Source organism: Burkholderia torrens (assembly GCF_984668525.1).
The window spans coordinates 3,120,405-3,135,328 of the sequence record NZ_OZ480212.1 but is presented as its reverse complement, the minus strand read 5'-3'; the positions used below and the strand labels follow the sequence as shown (position 1 = coordinate 3,135,328).

Genomic DNA, 14,924 nt, shown 5'->3' with positions numbered 1-14,924 from the left:
CCGGGCCGTCGCACGCTGTGTTCGCCGCGAGGTTCAGCGAATCTGCGTGAGCCAGCCGCTGTAGTCGGTATCGGTGCGTTGCAGGTGATGCTGCGCGCTTCCCGCGACGACACGCGTCTCGCTCGGCGCGTGACCGAATTCCAGCTTGAACGCACGACTGAGCTGCGTGTTGCTGTTGAATCCGTACCGGTATGCCAGATCACCGATCCGGTGACGCGCGCTTTCGGGCGACATCAGCGCGCGGTGAATCGCGAGCAGGCGGCGCTTGCGGATGTAATTCGCGACCCCGCCATCCTGCTCGAACAGCCGGTACAGGCTCGAGCGCGAGATGCCGATTTCCTTGCAGATCCGATCCGGCGACAGGTCCGGTGATTCGAGGTTCTGCCGGATGTACTCCTTGATCTTCACGTACAGGGTCGACAGCAACTCGTTGCGCGCATTCGAGATCTCCTGAGCGGTCGGGCTGAGCATCGCCTTCACCAGGCTCAGCGTCGCCTGCTCGGCATGCAGCGCCTCCGCTTGCGACAGCGTGCCGATCTTGTCGAGCAGGCTCCTCAGATAGCTGTCGAGGAGCTGGCTGATTCCGCCGCTGAAGATGGTGCCGTGGACGCTCGACGGCAGGTTCGGCAGCATGTCGCGCGCGACCAGCAGCGTGACTGCGTCACCCGCCTGGATTTCGCGGTGATAGGGACGAGCCTGGTCGACGACGAGGATATCCCCGGGCTGGACGAACACCGGTCGTCCATCCATCTCCCCGCGCACGCTTCCCGCATCCCGCAGGTTGAACGAATAGTTGTCCATCCCGTCCCGCCGGATGAACGCCGCCGAACGGTTGAGCGCGTACGAAAGCGGCGCCGCCGCATTCCCCGGATGGTGGTAGGTCCACTTACCGACCGAAATGTTGCCAAGCGTGTAGCCGATAAATTGGTAATCGATTATCGGGTCAATCGGCGCAGTCAAAGAAAACTCGGCAATCGAATACTGGGTCTGCCATGCATCGAGTCGCTCGGCAGGTGAATAATCTTGTAAGGAGAAACGGAAAGGCGGATTGGTTGTGCTGCTCATCTTGTGGCCCTCTAAATCGTATTTTTGGTTTGCTAAATTATAGAGGGGTTTTTTGAAGGAATGTGACGTGCGGAGGGGGGCGTGGCTAGGTAAATTTTCTTCTATCTATATAATTTATGTGATGGTTTTAATTGATTCTCGATTGGCGGTGTTTCGGCCATTTTTAATGGGGTTCCATCGCACATGGCGGCTTTTGAAGTGATCCGCGTCTTCAAGGTCGCTGATGGTGAAATAATGATTTCGATTTTGTGAAATTCGATGCGCTATTTCAGGGCTGTTTTTCTTTCGATTATCTTTCGATGGGCATGCTGTCTGTTTTGAAGAACCGGGGGCAGCGGGCTTGCCCTTGTATCTTCGGGCATGCATTAGAGCAACCGCATTAATATCGCGAGTCAGTCGCTCGATGGATCTCCGACATCGCACCATCTGCGAAAATTTTTTGTTTCGCATGTCGTGCCGATCAGCATCCCATACCCGGCAGGTTCTACCGATCACAGGTGGACGGTAGATCGCTAGTGTTCTCGCCAGAACCGCAGCATGAATCGCTTCTTTCGATTCGAAGTGGTTATGGAACGAGCCGGACCCCAACGTCCGCGGCTTCCGTAATTTCATTGATCGCGACGCCTTCCATCCCCTTTTGCGCCATGAGCACAAAGGCGGCATCCGGCAGGCGCGCCCGTGTCTCGCGCTTTCCGGGCGCGCCTCGAGGCTCGCGAACCTCGGGGCTCGACGGCGATTGCTGGTTCGAGACGGCCGGCGGAGGTGTTCTGCTGCGACCGGAGGAAGCGTTGGGCATCGGCGTGCGCCCGGGTTCGGTGTTTGAGTATACGTTCGAACGTCATAATTGACAAAAACATCAACGATGATTTTAATGTCACCAAGGCGGCCTGCAGTGGCCAGTCTCAAGAATTGGAGACAGAACGGTGACGGAGACAAAACTGGCGTGCGAGTCGGGCGCCCATGAAAGCAACGACAACGCGGGCTGCGCCGGCGGCTGCGACTTGCCGTCGGATGTAGACGTGCTTGTCGTGGGCTGCGGCCCCGTCGGCGCGGCGGTCGGCGCGCTTCTTGGCCGGGACGGCGTGCGTGTGCTTGTCGTCGACAGGGCGGCGGAGATCTTCATGGCGCCGCGTGCGATCGCGCTCGACAACGACGCGCTTCGCATCCTGCAGTACGTCGGGGTGAACGAAGCCGATCTCGATACGGTGGCGATTCCGTACGTCCGGATGCGCTCGCCCTGGTTCGGCGAGTTCGGGCGCATCAATACGCTCGGGAGCATCGATGGCCATCCGAAGCTCGTGACGTTCTATCAACCGGATCTCGAGCGATGCTTGCGTGCGCGACTGACCGCGCACCGCACCGCCCGAATGGCGCTCGGTGTGACGCTCGTCTCGCTCGACGAGAACGCCGATCACGTCGCCGCCACGCTCGACAGCGGGCAGGGCGCGCGGCACGTCGTGCGCGCCCGCTACGTCGTCGGTGCCGACGGTGCCAGCTCGATGGTGCGCCAGTTGATCGGACAGGATTTCAAGGGCAAGACGTTCGCGGAAGACTGGTTGATCGTCGACGCGCGAAACGTGCGCCGACCCATCGACCATGTCGAGTTCATCTGTGACCACCGGCGGCCGACGCCTCATATGACTGCCCCCGGTGGGCGCGAGCGTTGGGAGTTCATGCTCCATCCCGACGAGACGCGAGAGGAGATGGAATCCGACGAACGCATCCGCGAACTGCTCGCGCCGTGGGGCGGCATCAAGGACATGGTGATCGAACGCAAGGCCGTGTACCGATTTCATGCCCGAACCGTCACGACATTCAGCAAGGGACGCGTTTTTCTTGCAGGCGACGCCGCCCATATCACGCCGCCGTTCGTCGGCCAGGGGCTCGTCGCCGGTCTGCGTGATGCCGCGAATCTGGGCTGGAAACTGGCGTGGGTCGTCAAAGGCCACGCAACCCCGCAAATTCTCGACTCCTACGATCGGGAGCGCCGACCTCACGCCAAGGCGATGATCGGCGTTGCGAAATTCATGGGGAAGCTCGTGATGCCGCGCAATGCCGGGATCGCGTTGTTCACGCATGGTCTGATGCGATTGACGCGGTTCGTTCCGCCGCTACGGAATCATTTCGACGAGCTCGGGATCAAGCCGAAGAATGCGTTCCGGTGCGGTCTGTTCGTTCCCGGCCATTCGTCCACGCGGCTCGTGCGCGGAGCAGCCCTTCCGCAGGGATGGCTGCGCAAGCACGATGGGGCGATCCGCCTGAGCGACGACGTGTTCGGTAGCGGTCTCGCGTTGATCGGATTCGGACGGGATCCGGGCGTCGAGCTCGACGCCGACGCGCGAGCCGCGCTGATTGCGGCGGGTGGTGTCGTGGTGCAGGTCGTACACCGTGGGCAGCGCCTTCATCGCATCGAGAACGACGGATGGGAGGACCTGAACGGTACGTTCATGCCGGGTGTCGTGCGGTTTGGCTGGGCGGCCGTGATTCGGCCGGACAAAACGGTCCTGCACGAGGGCCCGGTGGCCGACTCGACCCGCCTCGTTCTCGAATCCCTGCAATTGCTTGGTGCGCGCACTTCCTTGTCGCCGCTATCCGGTCACATTGCCCAGCCGACTTCCTGAGGCCCCCCATGAAGCTCACGACTGCACAACCCGCACGAAATCCCCAGCCGACGACGAAGGCCCGGGCGCTTTCCTATTTGATGTTCGAGCGTCCCGATCTCGAACGGGCCGAACGATTTCTCAACGATTTCGGTCTGCGAACGGTATCCCGTGACGGCGAATATCTGTTCCTCCGCGGCACGGCTGGCACACCGTTCTGCTACGTCGTCCGGCGTGCTGAAAAAAACCGCTTCGTCGGCTTCGGGCTCGAAGTTGACGACATCGACACGCTGCGCAAGCTTGCCCATGTACCGGGCGCGTCGAACGTGGAGCCGTCATCGTGGCCCGGCGGCGGGCATCGCGTCACGCTCGTCGATCCATCGGGTTTTCGTGTCGACGCCATCGCGGGACAAGCGCAGGCCGGTGCCCTGCCGCACCGGTCGGCGTTGCCGTTCAACTCGCCCGATACCGTCGTTCGCGTGAACGATACCCAGCGTCCGCCGCTGGAGGCGCCGGAAGTGATTCGCCTCGGTCATGTCGTGCTCGAACTCGCCGATTTCCAGGCGACCTGCGCGTGGTACACGTCTCACTTCGGCTTCATCCCGAGCGACGTTCAGGTGTTGCCGGATGGATCGCCCGCCGTCGCGTTCCTGCGACTCGATCGCGGGGCGACACCCGCGGATCACCATACCCTGGCATTGGCACAGGGATTCGCGGCGCTGTACAGCCACTCGGCATTCGAGCTGGTTGACGCGGATGCCGTGGGGGTCGGGCAGCGCGTGCTGAGCGAAAAAGGATGGACGCACGCATGGGGGATGGGGCGCCACATTCTCGGCAGCCAGGTCTTCGACTATTGGCAGGACCCGTGGGGCGACAAGCACGAACACTATTGCGATGGGGACATGTTCACGGCGGACGTGGCGACGGGCATCCACGAAGTCAGCCGTGAAGCGATGTCGCAGTGGGGCCCACGGATGCCGCGCAGCTTCACCAAACCGAAGATCACCGCGGCAAGCATCGCAGCGCTCATCCGAAACCTCCGGACCAGTCCGGACGTCACGTTCGCGAAGCTGCGCACGCTCGCGAAGCTGTTTGCGTGACCTTCATCTTCACTCAGACCTGTTCGAGGCATCTTCATGGCATTGCACGTCTTGCACTACCGGCATCAGGGGCGCGCCCAATGGGGCGTGGTGACGAATGGCCGGATCACACCGATACCGGGCGACTACCCGACGACCGGCGAATTCGTGCGAGCGCATCGGATCGATGAACTCGCCGCGCTCGGTGGAGAAACGATTCCCGAGTCGGACGTCGAGTGGCTGTCGCCGGTTACGCGCAATCAACAGTTCGTTTGCCAGGGCGCCAACTATCGCCAGCACATGATCGAGTCCGGCATGAATCCGGACGCGAAGTCATTCAACATGATCTTCACGAAGGCGACCAGCTGCATCGTCGCCGCCGATTCCGACGTCGTCCGGCCGCACCATGTGCAATTCCTGGACTACGAGATCGAACTGGGGCTCGTGCTTCGCCGCGACATCACGTCCCGGCAAGCCATCACGGAGGCGAACCTGCACGAGTACGTTGCCGGCCTCGTGATCGTCAACGACTATTCCGCACGCGATATCCAGATTCCCCAAATGCAGTTCTACAAGGGGAAGAGCTATCGAACGTTCGGACCGGTGGGACCGTATCTGTGCCTGCTGGAGGCAAGCGATATCGCGCGGCTGCGCGCGCTGACACTGACATTGACCGTGAACGGGGAAGTGCGGCAGAGCGATTCGACCGGGAATCTCGTGTACGGTCCGGCCGAAACGCTCACCGAGCTTTCGGGCGTTCAGGATCTGAACGCCGGCGACTTGCTTGCAACGGGCACGCCGTCCGGATGCGCACTCAGCATTCCATCGCCGGCGAAACAACGGATTGCCGCGTTGCTGCCCGAGCACGTGAAGTGGCGGATCTTCGCGAAGGTTCAGGCCGCGCGCCCGCAGTACCTGAAGGCCGGAGATCTGGTCGAATCGCGCATCTGGAGCAAGGATGGGGCGATCGACCTCGGTGTGCAACGCAACCGAATCGTGGACGAGCACGCATGAACGCCATCGCAACCGAAGCGGACGTGCTGCGGATCGAAAACCAGGGGCCGCCCGCCGACCTCCCGGCCAGCACCTACGAGATGATCGGCCGTGGTGCGGCGATCGACCCGAACGCGCCGGCCTTGTCGTTTTTCCTGCGTGCCGACGATCATCGCAAGCCATTGCGCTGGACCTATTCGGAGCTTCTGCGGGATATCAACCGGACTGCGAACATGTTTTCGCGCCTCGGCATCGATCGCCACTCGGTGGTCGCCTACGTGCTGCCGAACTTGCCGGAGACGCATTTCGTCATCTGGGGAGGCGAAGCGGCCGGGATCGTATGCGCGATCAATCCGTTGCTGGAGGGGCCGGCAATCGCATCGCTGCTCAAGGCCGCAAACGCGAAAGTGCTGGTGACGCTGGCACCCTTTCCGGGAACGGATATCTGGTCGAAGATCCAGCCCTTCCTGAGCCAGGTGCCGTCGCTGCGAAGCCTCGTCCTGATCGACCTGGCCGGACGCGTGCACGGATGGCGCCGAATGGCGGCGCGCGTGATGCAGCGTCGCGAATGTAAACGGTTGCACGGGCGCGCGGGTGTGCGCGGCGCCGTTCCGCGCCACATCGCGATCCACGATTTCGACGATGCGATGTCGCGTGAATCCGGCGATTCGCTGCTGATCCCACGGCGTTTCGAAGCCGACGACATATCGTCCTACTTCTGCACGGGCGGCACGACGGGTTTGCCGAAAATCGCGGTTCGCCGGCACGGCAACGAGGTGGCCAATGCCTGGAGCGTCGGGCAGGTCGTCGGTGCCGGGATGGGTCCGGGGAAGGCCGTTTTCTGCGGACTCCCGCTGTTCCATGTCAATGCCGTGCTGGCAACCGGCCTGGTGCCGTTCTCGCGCGGCGCGCATGTGGTGCTGGGTACGCCACAGGGCTATCGCGGCGACGGCGTCGTCAAACGATTCTGGGAAATCGTCGAGCGCCACAGGATCAATTTCTTCAGCGCGGTGCCGACCTTGTATTCGGCGTTGCTCGACGTGCCCGTCGACGGCTGGAATATCGACTCGCTCGAGTATGGGCTCTGCGGTGCCGCACCGATGCCCGTGGAAGTATTCCGCGCGTTCCAGGAGCGCACCGGGGTCCGGATCCTCGAAGGTTACGGGCTTACCGAAGGCGCGTGCGTAAGCAGCGTCAATCCGCCTGGCGGCGAACGGCGCCTCGGTTCGATCGGTTTGCGCATCCCCGGCCAGATGATGAAGGCGGTGATACTCGACGACGCCGGCCGCTACGTGCGCGATTGCGTCGAGAACGAAGTCGGGTTGCTGACGATTTCCGGGCCGAACGTTTTCGCGGGCTATCTTCAGGAAGACCAGAACAAGAGCCTGTGGCTCGATCTCGGCGACGGCCGGCAGTGGCTCAACACCGGGGATCTCGCGCGACGCGATGCGCAAGGCTACTTCTGGCTCACGGGCCGCCGCAAGGAGCTCATCATCCGGGGCGGTCACAACATCGATCCGGCGACAATCGAAGAACCGCTGCATCGCCACCCGGCAGTGCAGATCGCTGCGGCAATTGGACGTCCCGACGTGCATGCAGGCGAGCTGCCGGTCGCCTACGTCCAGTTGAAAGCCGGCGCGACTGCAACCGAGACGGAGCTCGACACATTCATACGCAGCTCGATCGGCGAGCGTGCTGCGATACCGAAGCGGATTCATATCATCGATGCGATGCCGCTCACGGCGGTCGGCAAGATCTTCAAGCCCGAACTCAAACGACGGGAGACGCTCGACGTGCTGATCGCTGCGCTGAAGGATGCCGGCGTCGCGGATGCCCGAGTGAGCATGGCGGACGACCCGTCGCGCGGGCTCGCCTTGCATGTGGCGCTGAGCGATCACGCGCAGATAGCGAAGGCCAATACGGTGATGGGCCGCTTCCCGTTTGCCTTTTCAACTTCGGTGGAACCCGAACACCAGTGATTGTCGATTCTCGGAAGGATTGGGATTGAAGTAGGCAAATAATTTTGGAATCCGAAGTTAAAGAAATGAAATTTCGATTGACGAGGAAGAACCCGACGCTTTGAGCGTCGTGCTTCATACGCGCAGGAACAGCCCGCGAGCCGCGCCTGGCGCACGGGGCTGAAGGCAGGTTTCACGATTCTTGAACACCCACACCAAAATCTGGAGACAATCATGAAACGAATCAGCGCAGGAATCGTCGTACTGGTCGCGGCTATCTCTGGCGCGCATGCGCAATCAGCCGGTCAGTGGGTAGTCAATGCCGGCTGGTCCCACTTTGCGCCGCAGGGGTCGGCGGATCCGCTGACCGTCAATGCGCTCGGCCAGTCGCAAGTGATGACCGGCAGCGGTGCGGACATCGCAAGCGGCGATACGTTCGGACTGACCGCGACCTACTTCGTGACCGATCACATCGCGGCGACGACGGTCATGGGTTTTCCGCCGACATGGCACTTGAGCGGCTCAGGTACGCTCAGCGGTTTCGGCGAACTGGGGACCGCGCGGGCCTGGAGTCCCGCGATCATCTTCAACTACTACTTCGGCGAGCCGAATGCGCGGTTCAGGCCGTATCTGGGCGCCGGTGTCACCTATACGTGGTTCAGCAACGTCAAGCTCAGCAATCCCGTTTCCACCGGGCAGATCTTTTTTTCGCCAACTGTCGGTACGGCGCTCGAGGGGCCGACATCCGTGTCACTCAGGAAATCCTTTGCGCCCGTCGTCAACGGCGGCCTGACCTACAACATCGATTCTCACTGGTCGATCAACGCGTCGGTAGCGTATTCGTGGGTATCGACGCGCGCCACGCTGACTACCCGGTCATCCGTCGGCACGGTCACGAGCACCACCAAGTTCCGGGTCAACCCGATCGTGACGTTCCTTTCGGTCGGATACCGCTTCTGAACCGCGTCGACCAGGACATGGCGCACGCATGTTTCTGCCGGCGCTCGAGTGCGACGTGACGATCGCCGTCGAGCTTCGGCGGCGCGCGGCTCGTTCGGCGGCAGGCGGGTCCGCGCCTTACATCGCCTACTGATGCCATGAGCGTGGCCGCCTGAGGCAGGGCCGCGACGTTCACAAAGACGACTTTTGCGAGAATTTTCGCGGCCACGAACATCTTTTCCGAGACGAGTGGCATGGGGCTTTCTCGGAAAAGATATTCGAAATCTTGACGACCGCTCGTCCCTTCGACGTATCAATCCGTGCGCTTCTGTTGCGGGAGCACCCAAAGCATCCGTCCGACCGCTTCGGCCTGGTTCCGCGAATGGGTCTTTTCATAGATCGCCCGCAATTGAGTACGCACCGTCGCCAGCGACACACCCGCGCTCGCAGCACATTCATCAGGCGTCTTGCCATTGATCAACGCCTCGGCCACCGCCGCTTCGGCGCTCGACAAGCCGAACGACTGCCGCAACTGTTGTGCGACGACGAGCGGGGTGGCGCTGCGTCGCCTGACCGTAATCAGCATCGTCGCATCGCCGAACGTCGCATGGAGCGCTTGTCCGGACAGCGCCGCGATGCCGAGAAAAACTTCATGCGCCGCCACCAGCGTGCCGGAAAGCGCAAGGCTCTCGCTCTTGCGGGTCTTCGCGACACGCGTCAACGCCGCCTTGAGTGCATCGTTCTGCGGCGCGCTCGTCGCGCTCAGGTATCCGTTCTCGAGCTTCAGGCAGGTGGTGGCGCGCAGCATCGACTCTGCCGCCCGGTTGACGAAGACGACGCGCGCGTGCCTGTCCAGCGCAAAGACGGAAAGACCCAGCTCCTCCATCAGTTCGACGCCGAGCATGGCGTCGCGATGCAGCACGCGCGCGTCTCGCCACAGGTTGATCGAGCGTTGCAGATGCCCTGCCATACCGGTCAGGGCCGTGCGTTCTTCCGGCGAATACGGCGCGCGGCCGCGCGCTCGCAGTAACCCGAGCAGAATGTTGTCGCTGCCGGGGCGCGCGAAGCGGATCCCCATCAGGTAGCGAAATCCCGACGGAATCTGAAAGTCCTGGAAGAACTCGCTGCGTTCGACGTCGCGGTCGGTGAGGTGATCCTGGCAGCAAACGAATTCGCCAAGCGGTGCGTTCTCGACGAAGCCGCGGCGTGGATCGAGCGCACCGTAATACTGGTCGTAAAGCGCGATGATCTCGTCGAACTCCGCGCGTGGCGAATAGATCGAGAATTGCGGGGCATTGCGCGCGGCGTCCCAACTGAACATGTGAAAGACGTTTGCGCCGAGTGATTCGGAGACCCGATGAAAAACTTCGAGAAAACCGTCCGGCTGCAGCGCGGCCTCATAGAGGTCCCCGATGAGTTGGTCCCGTTGCATGCTTCCCCCGTCGCTTCGCGATCTTCGTATGTGGTTTTTGTCTGACGATATTGCTTCGAATACCGTATTTTTTTCAGGCTAACACAGGTTGTTTGCGTTTCACCCCGTGTTATTTCCCGATTTTCATCCACCTGAATGATGATCGCGAAAATCGGCTTTGCGAGAATCCTCGCCATCCAGCGTGCATGAGTGGTGCATATGACACGCATTAACCAGAAGGATGTCGGGGGAAACGCAATGAAACTCACGCCTGTCGTATCCGGTATTGCAGCGCTCGTCCTGTCGGCTTGTGGCGGTAGCGACAGTTCTTCGCCGCCGCCCGGGCAACCTGCGGCTCAGACGGTCAGCGGGGTCGCGGCGGCCGGCGCGGCGATGCAGGCCGCCACCGTGAAACTGGTCGATGCGACCGGCAAGACGGTCGACTGCCCGGCCGATGCGTCGACCGGCGCGTTTCATTGCGCAGTGTCCGGCCTGAGCGCGCCTTTTGCGTTGTCCGCATACGGCAACGTCGCCGATTCGCAGGCCACGCTGATCGCGCTCAGCGCCACGGCCGGCACGCAGACGATCAACATCACGCCGATCACGAACGCGATCGCCGCCACGATCGTCGGCGACAATCCGGCGAAGCTGCTGACCGACACCGGTTTGCTGAAAAGCAAGGTCACGGCCCAGGCTGTTGCCGGCACGGTGCAGGCTTATTCGACGGCGCTGGCCGACCTGCTGGCCGCCACCGGCAATACGGGCGTCGACCTGATTTCCGGCCCGCTGACAGCCGGTGCGCCGGGGCTCGACCGGTTGCTGGACCAGGTGAAGATCAACGTGCTGCCGGACGGCGGCGTGCAGATCAGCTCGGTGGCGGGCGCGTCCAGCGATACGCCGGTGCAGCTTCAGCTCGCGCCCGGCGTCGCGCCGCAGGCGAGCGACAAGGCCAGCCTGCCGGCTGCCGCGACGATCAATGGCGCGGTGGTGTCGAACCTGCCGAGCGCCAGCGATCTGGCGGCATTGCAGCGTGCGCTCAACCAGTGTTTCGCCGGTTCGACCGGCGCCGCGCGCACGGGTGGCAGCGTATCGGCGTGCGGCCAGATCTTCGTCGACGATGTCGCGTCCGGCGCGCTGAATGCAGGCGTGCCTGCCGCGTATCTGAACAACGGGATGTCGGTCGACCAGGAGTTCGGCGCGCCGGCCGGCGGCACGCCGGGCATCGTGGCCGACGATGCGATGAACAACGCCAGCTTCAGCTTGCCGGAAGTCATCCGCGTCGTCGCCAGCGACACGATGTGGGTCAAGCTCGCGTGGACGCGCAGCGACGGCATTCGCGACGGCATGCAGCAACATGTACAGCTCGCGGTGCGGCCGGGCAGTCTCGCAAACGGCGATACCGGCTGGCGCGTGGTCGGCAATCAGCGCGCGGTATTGAGCAAGGTCAACGCGAATGCGCAGAAGTGGGACTGGTTGAATCCGGCCAATCCGTCGACGGGGACCGACGCGTTCGTCGATTCGCTGAACCTGCAGGTGGGCGCTGTCGACGCGGCTGGTACCGCGGTGGACTTCGCGATCGTCAACGGCCCCGGCTTGCGCAACGGCGTGTTCCTCCAGCCGTCGAGCGGCACCTGCGACACGCTGAATATCCGTGCGCAGATTGCAAGCGGGCAGACGCCGGCGCAGCTCGCCGCACTGGCGAAGAGTGCGCAGTGCCGCAACAACTTCCGCCTGGCCGGCGTCGCGCAGGACCCGGCGAACCAGGGCCTCTTCACGTGGCCCGGCGACGCGCCGCGCAACAACACCGCGTGGGCGAAGCCGCAGCTGAGCGCCGCCGAGCTGGTCGACATCAAGCCATTCAGCGCCTATACGATCGACGTCTACCAGAACGGCAACACATCGACGCCGGCCAGGCACTACACGGTGCGGGTGCGTACGCCGTCGCCGTCGCCCGATGCGCTGCGTCAGTACGCGTGGCACGATCTCGCGCAGTCCACGCGCGACAAGCTGACGCCGGGCGCCGCCGGCACGTTCGCGGGCGGCGCGACCTTCCCGCTGGGCTGGACGTCGAAAGCGGGGCTGCCGTTCGTCAAGCGCGGCAACGTGCAGATTCGCGCAACCGCGACCGGGCAGACAGTCGCGACGTTCGTCAACGGTACTGCCTCTGCGCCGCCGGTCCAGCCGGGTGCGGCGGTGACGCTCAACGTGCCGGGCGATCAGGGCGCCGCGTTCCCGTCGGTGGCCGGCTGGGCCGGCGCCACGGACTTCTCGTTCGTGAGCCTGACCTGGTCCGATTCGATCGACACGGTCTTCACCGAGTCCTTCGAGTACGACCGGTAACGGACAGCCGGGCCGATGCGTCCGGCGAACACGCGACCGGCGGGACGATTCACGATCCCGTCGGCGCGTTCCTGCTCGCCGGCCTGGCGTGACGGGAGGGCCCGTCCGTGTGCACGCATGGCATGGACGGGTATCGAGAGGTCGGCGGACGAGCGCGTTCCAGCGCATGCATCGGCGACGATGCGCGCGACCAGGACGCCGCTACCCGCGCCTTCCAGCACTTGAACCCGAGCCTCACGGCCCCGCCCGCGACGTATCGCGATTCGAACCGATGATTGACAGCTCGCACGAGGTTGACTAGATTCACCCCATGAACGCACGTTTCGTCACGACCACCACGACCACCACCACGACCGCCAACGGCGGGCCGAGGGGAGGTTGCACGTCGTAGGCCAGTGCGTCACATCATCCCCAGGAGCCCCGCCGGAAACGGACGGGGCTTTTTTCATGCTCCGTTCGTCCAGCACCCACGTCAACGGAGATCGTGATGGAAGAGTTCGACCATCGAGTGCTTGGCAGCAGACTCGATCTGTTTCACCAGCAGGATGAAAGCCCGGGCGCCATTTTCTGGCACCCGCGCGGCATGGTCCTGTACCGGGTCGTCGAGGAATACATTCGCGTCCGGATGCGGCAAGCCGGCTTCGCCGAAGTCAGGACACCTCAGATTGTGTCGCGCGACCTGTGGGAGCAGAGCGGTCATTGGGAGAAGTTCGGGCGGAACATGTTTTCGCTCGAGAGCGACAGCAAGCCGTACTGCCTGAAGCCGATGAGCTGTCCGGGCCATGTGCAGCTCTTCAGGAAAGGCGTTCGTTCGTATCGCGAGCTGCCGGTCCGCTACGCGGAACTCGGCGCGGTGCACCGTGCGGAGCCGTCGGGCGCGCTGCACGGGCTCATGCGTGCGCGTGCATTCACGCAGGACGATGCGCACGTGATGTGCATGCCCGATCAGGTCGAGGTCGAAGTCGCGCGATTCTGCGTGTTGCTGAAGACGATCTACGCGGATTTCGGGTTCGACGGATTCGACGTGGCGCTGTCGACGCGGCCGGCGGTTCGCGCGGGCGACGATGCGGTGTGGGATCGCGCGGAAGCGATGCTGGCCTCCGCCGCGCGAGCGGCAGGGCTGGATTTCACGCTGCTGCCGGGAGAAGGGGCGTTCTACGGCCCCAAACTCGAGTTTCATCTGCTCGACCGACAGGGGCGGAAGTGGCAGTGCGGGACGATCCAGCTCGACTTCGTGTTGCCGGAGCGGCTCGGCGCAACCTATGTTGCGGAGGACGGTGCACGCGCGACGCCCGTCATGCTGCATCACGCGGTGCTCGGGAGCCTCGAACGGTTCATCGGCATCCTGCTCGAGCATTACGAGGGCTGGTTGCCGACGTGGCTGGCGCCCGACCAGATCGTCGTCGCGAACATCGGAGAGGGCGATCGCGCGTTTGCCGACGACACGGCGTTCGCTTTCGAAACGGTCGGCTGCCGGGTGCTGCGGGATTTTCGTTCCGAGCGCCTGCCGCGCAAGATCTTCGATGCGCGGGAACTGGCCGCGCCGATCGTCGCGGTGGCCGGACGGAAGGAAGCGCTGGCGGGCGAGGTGTCGCTGCGGATGAGGGACGGGGAGCAGCACGTGCTGTCGATCGACGCCGCGCTCGCGTACTTGAAGCAGCAGGCGCGTGCGCCATCCGAGGCGCACGTTTTTCGCTCGCGGGTTTGACCCGGAGGCAGGCTTGTCCGTGTGAACGTTCCACATGGACGGGCCGCATATCGATGCGGGTGCCGGCGAAGGTGCCGTGCTACCCGCATGCCCGCGCCTTCAAACACTTGAACCACAGCCTCACGGCCCCGACTCCGCCCGCGACCGGAATCCGCGGCAGCAGGAACGGATCGTCGGCCGCACGGGCACATCCGCGCCGGGTCGTCGTCGCATTGCCGTAACCGGCAGCGATGACCTGATCGCGCACGCGCGCATCAAGATCGCCGTACGGATAGCAGAACGACTCGACGCGATGGCCGCTCAGCATTTCGAGTTTCCGCTTCGATTCGGTTAGCTGAAAGTCTGCTATGGGCGCCGACACATACGACAGCGCGACATGATCGAGCGTATGCGAGCCGATTTCATGGCCGTGATCGCGCCACACGAGCATGTCGTTGCATGTCATCAGCGGTGAGCGCGCGGTATCGGCTGCCGCATCCCAGTCGTTCTCGCCGCCGAAGCGGCCGGCGACGAAATAGCAGGTCGCGGTGAAACCGAGTTCGTCCAGCACGGGCATCGCGTGGGTCAGTACGTTGAGAAAGCCGTCGTCGAACGAAATGCCGAAGACCCTCCCGCTGCGCTCGCCACGCAGATACGGCTGCAGTTCGCGCACGCTCAGTCCGCTGTAGCCGAGCCGCTTGAACAGCGTCATCTGGCGGCGGAACGCGTCGGGCGTGACGCTCAGGCTGCGCAGGCGGTCGGGCGGCGGTGGTAGCGGACGTACCTGGTGATACATCAGGATCGGATGGCGCGTGGCGGACAGAAGCATCGGGGGGCCGTGAGAAACGCGGG

General features: G+C 63.4%; 10 protein-coding genes and 1 pseudogene. 7 read left to right on the top strand and 4 right to left on the bottom strand.

The annotated features are described in order from the left end of the window. Window positions 1-33: 33 nt before the first annotated feature. The gene (locus AC5LXX_RS30265) at window positions 34-1,065 is read right to left on the bottom strand and encodes a helix-turn-helix domain-containing protein (RefSeq protein ID WP_493412212.1); all 1,032 of its coding nucleotides are present in this window, start codon (window positions 1,063-1,065) and stop codon (window positions 34-36) included. Between the two features lie 525 nt (window positions 1,066-1,590). Continuing rightward, window positions 1,591-1,861: pseudogene (locus AC5LXX_RS30260) on the bottom strand (TetR/AcrR family transcriptional regulator); the annotation flags it as partial. 112 nt (window positions 1,862-1,973) lie between these two features. On the opposite strand from AC5LXX_RS30260, the gene AC5LXX_RS30255 reads away from it, so the two are divergent. From AC5LXX_RS30255 to AC5LXX_RS30235, 5 genes are all read left to right on the top strand, one after another. Then, window positions 1,974-3,686 (top strand): bifunctional 3-(3-hydroxy-phenyl)propionate/3-hydroxycinnamic acid hydroxylase, encoded by a 1,713-nt coding sequence (locus AC5LXX_RS30255; protein ID WP_493413447.1) that lies wholly within the window; start codon window positions 1,974-1,976, stop codon window positions 3,684-3,686. Between the two features lie 8 nt (window positions 3,687-3,694). Then, window positions 3,695-4,765 carry a VOC family protein gene (locus AC5LXX_RS30250; RefSeq protein WP_493412211.1) on the top strand — a complete coding sequence of 357 codons (1,071 nt, stop codon included), beginning with the start codon at window positions 3,695-3,697 and terminating at the stop codon, window positions 4,763-4,765. Window positions 4,766-4,801: 36 nt separating this feature from the next. After that, a complete protein-coding gene (locus AC5LXX_RS30245) occupies window positions 4,802-5,758 on the top strand; it encodes a fumarylacetoacetate hydrolase family protein (RefSeq protein ID WP_493412210.1) in 957 nt (318 codons plus the stop codon). Next, entirely contained in the window at window positions 5,755-7,716 is a 1,962-nt protein-coding gene (locus AC5LXX_RS30240) for an acyl-CoA synthetase (RefSeq protein ID WP_493412209.1), read from the top strand. Before AC5LXX_RS30245 ends, AC5LXX_RS30240 begins: the two co-directional genes overlap by 4 nt. 213 nt (window positions 7,717-7,929) lie before the next feature. After that, entirely contained in the window at window positions 7,930-8,655 is a 726-nt protein-coding gene (locus AC5LXX_RS30235) for an OmpW/AlkL family protein (protein ID WP_124454210.1), read from the top strand. Window positions 8,656-8,947: 292 nt separating this feature from the next. Here the strand turns inward: AC5LXX_RS30235 and AC5LXX_RS30230 are convergent, their stop codons facing one another. Continuing rightward, a complete protein-coding gene (locus tag AC5LXX_RS30230; protein WP_493412208.1) occupies window positions 8,948-10,066 on the bottom strand; it encodes a helix-turn-helix transcriptional regulator in 1,119 nt (372 codons plus the stop codon). A gap of 237 nt (window positions 10,067-10,303) precedes the next feature. On the opposite strand from AC5LXX_RS30230, the gene AC5LXX_RS30225 reads away from it, so the two are divergent. Together AC5LXX_RS30225 and thrS are read left to right on the top strand one after the other, a co-directional pair. Continuing rightward, window positions 10,304-12,385: a hypothetical protein gene (locus tag AC5LXX_RS30225; protein WP_493412207.1), complete on the top strand. Its 2,082-nt coding sequence runs from the start codon at window positions 10,304-10,306 to the stop codon at window positions 12,383-12,385. Between the two features lie 487 nt (window positions 12,386-12,872). Beyond that, window positions 12,873-14,093 (top strand): threonine--tRNA ligase, encoded by a 1,221-nt coding sequence (gene thrS / locus AC5LXX_RS30220; protein ID WP_493412206.1) that lies wholly within the window; start codon window positions 12,873-12,875, stop codon window positions 14,091-14,093. A gap of 79 nt (window positions 14,094-14,172) precedes the next feature. Here thrS and AC5LXX_RS30215 read toward each other — a convergent pair whose 3' ends face one another. After that, a complete protein-coding gene (locus tag AC5LXX_RS30215; RefSeq protein WP_493412205.1) occupies window positions 14,173-14,901 on the bottom strand; it encodes a polysaccharide deacetylase family protein in 729 nt (242 codons plus the stop codon). Between the last annotated feature and the right edge of the window lie 23 nt (window positions 14,902-14,924).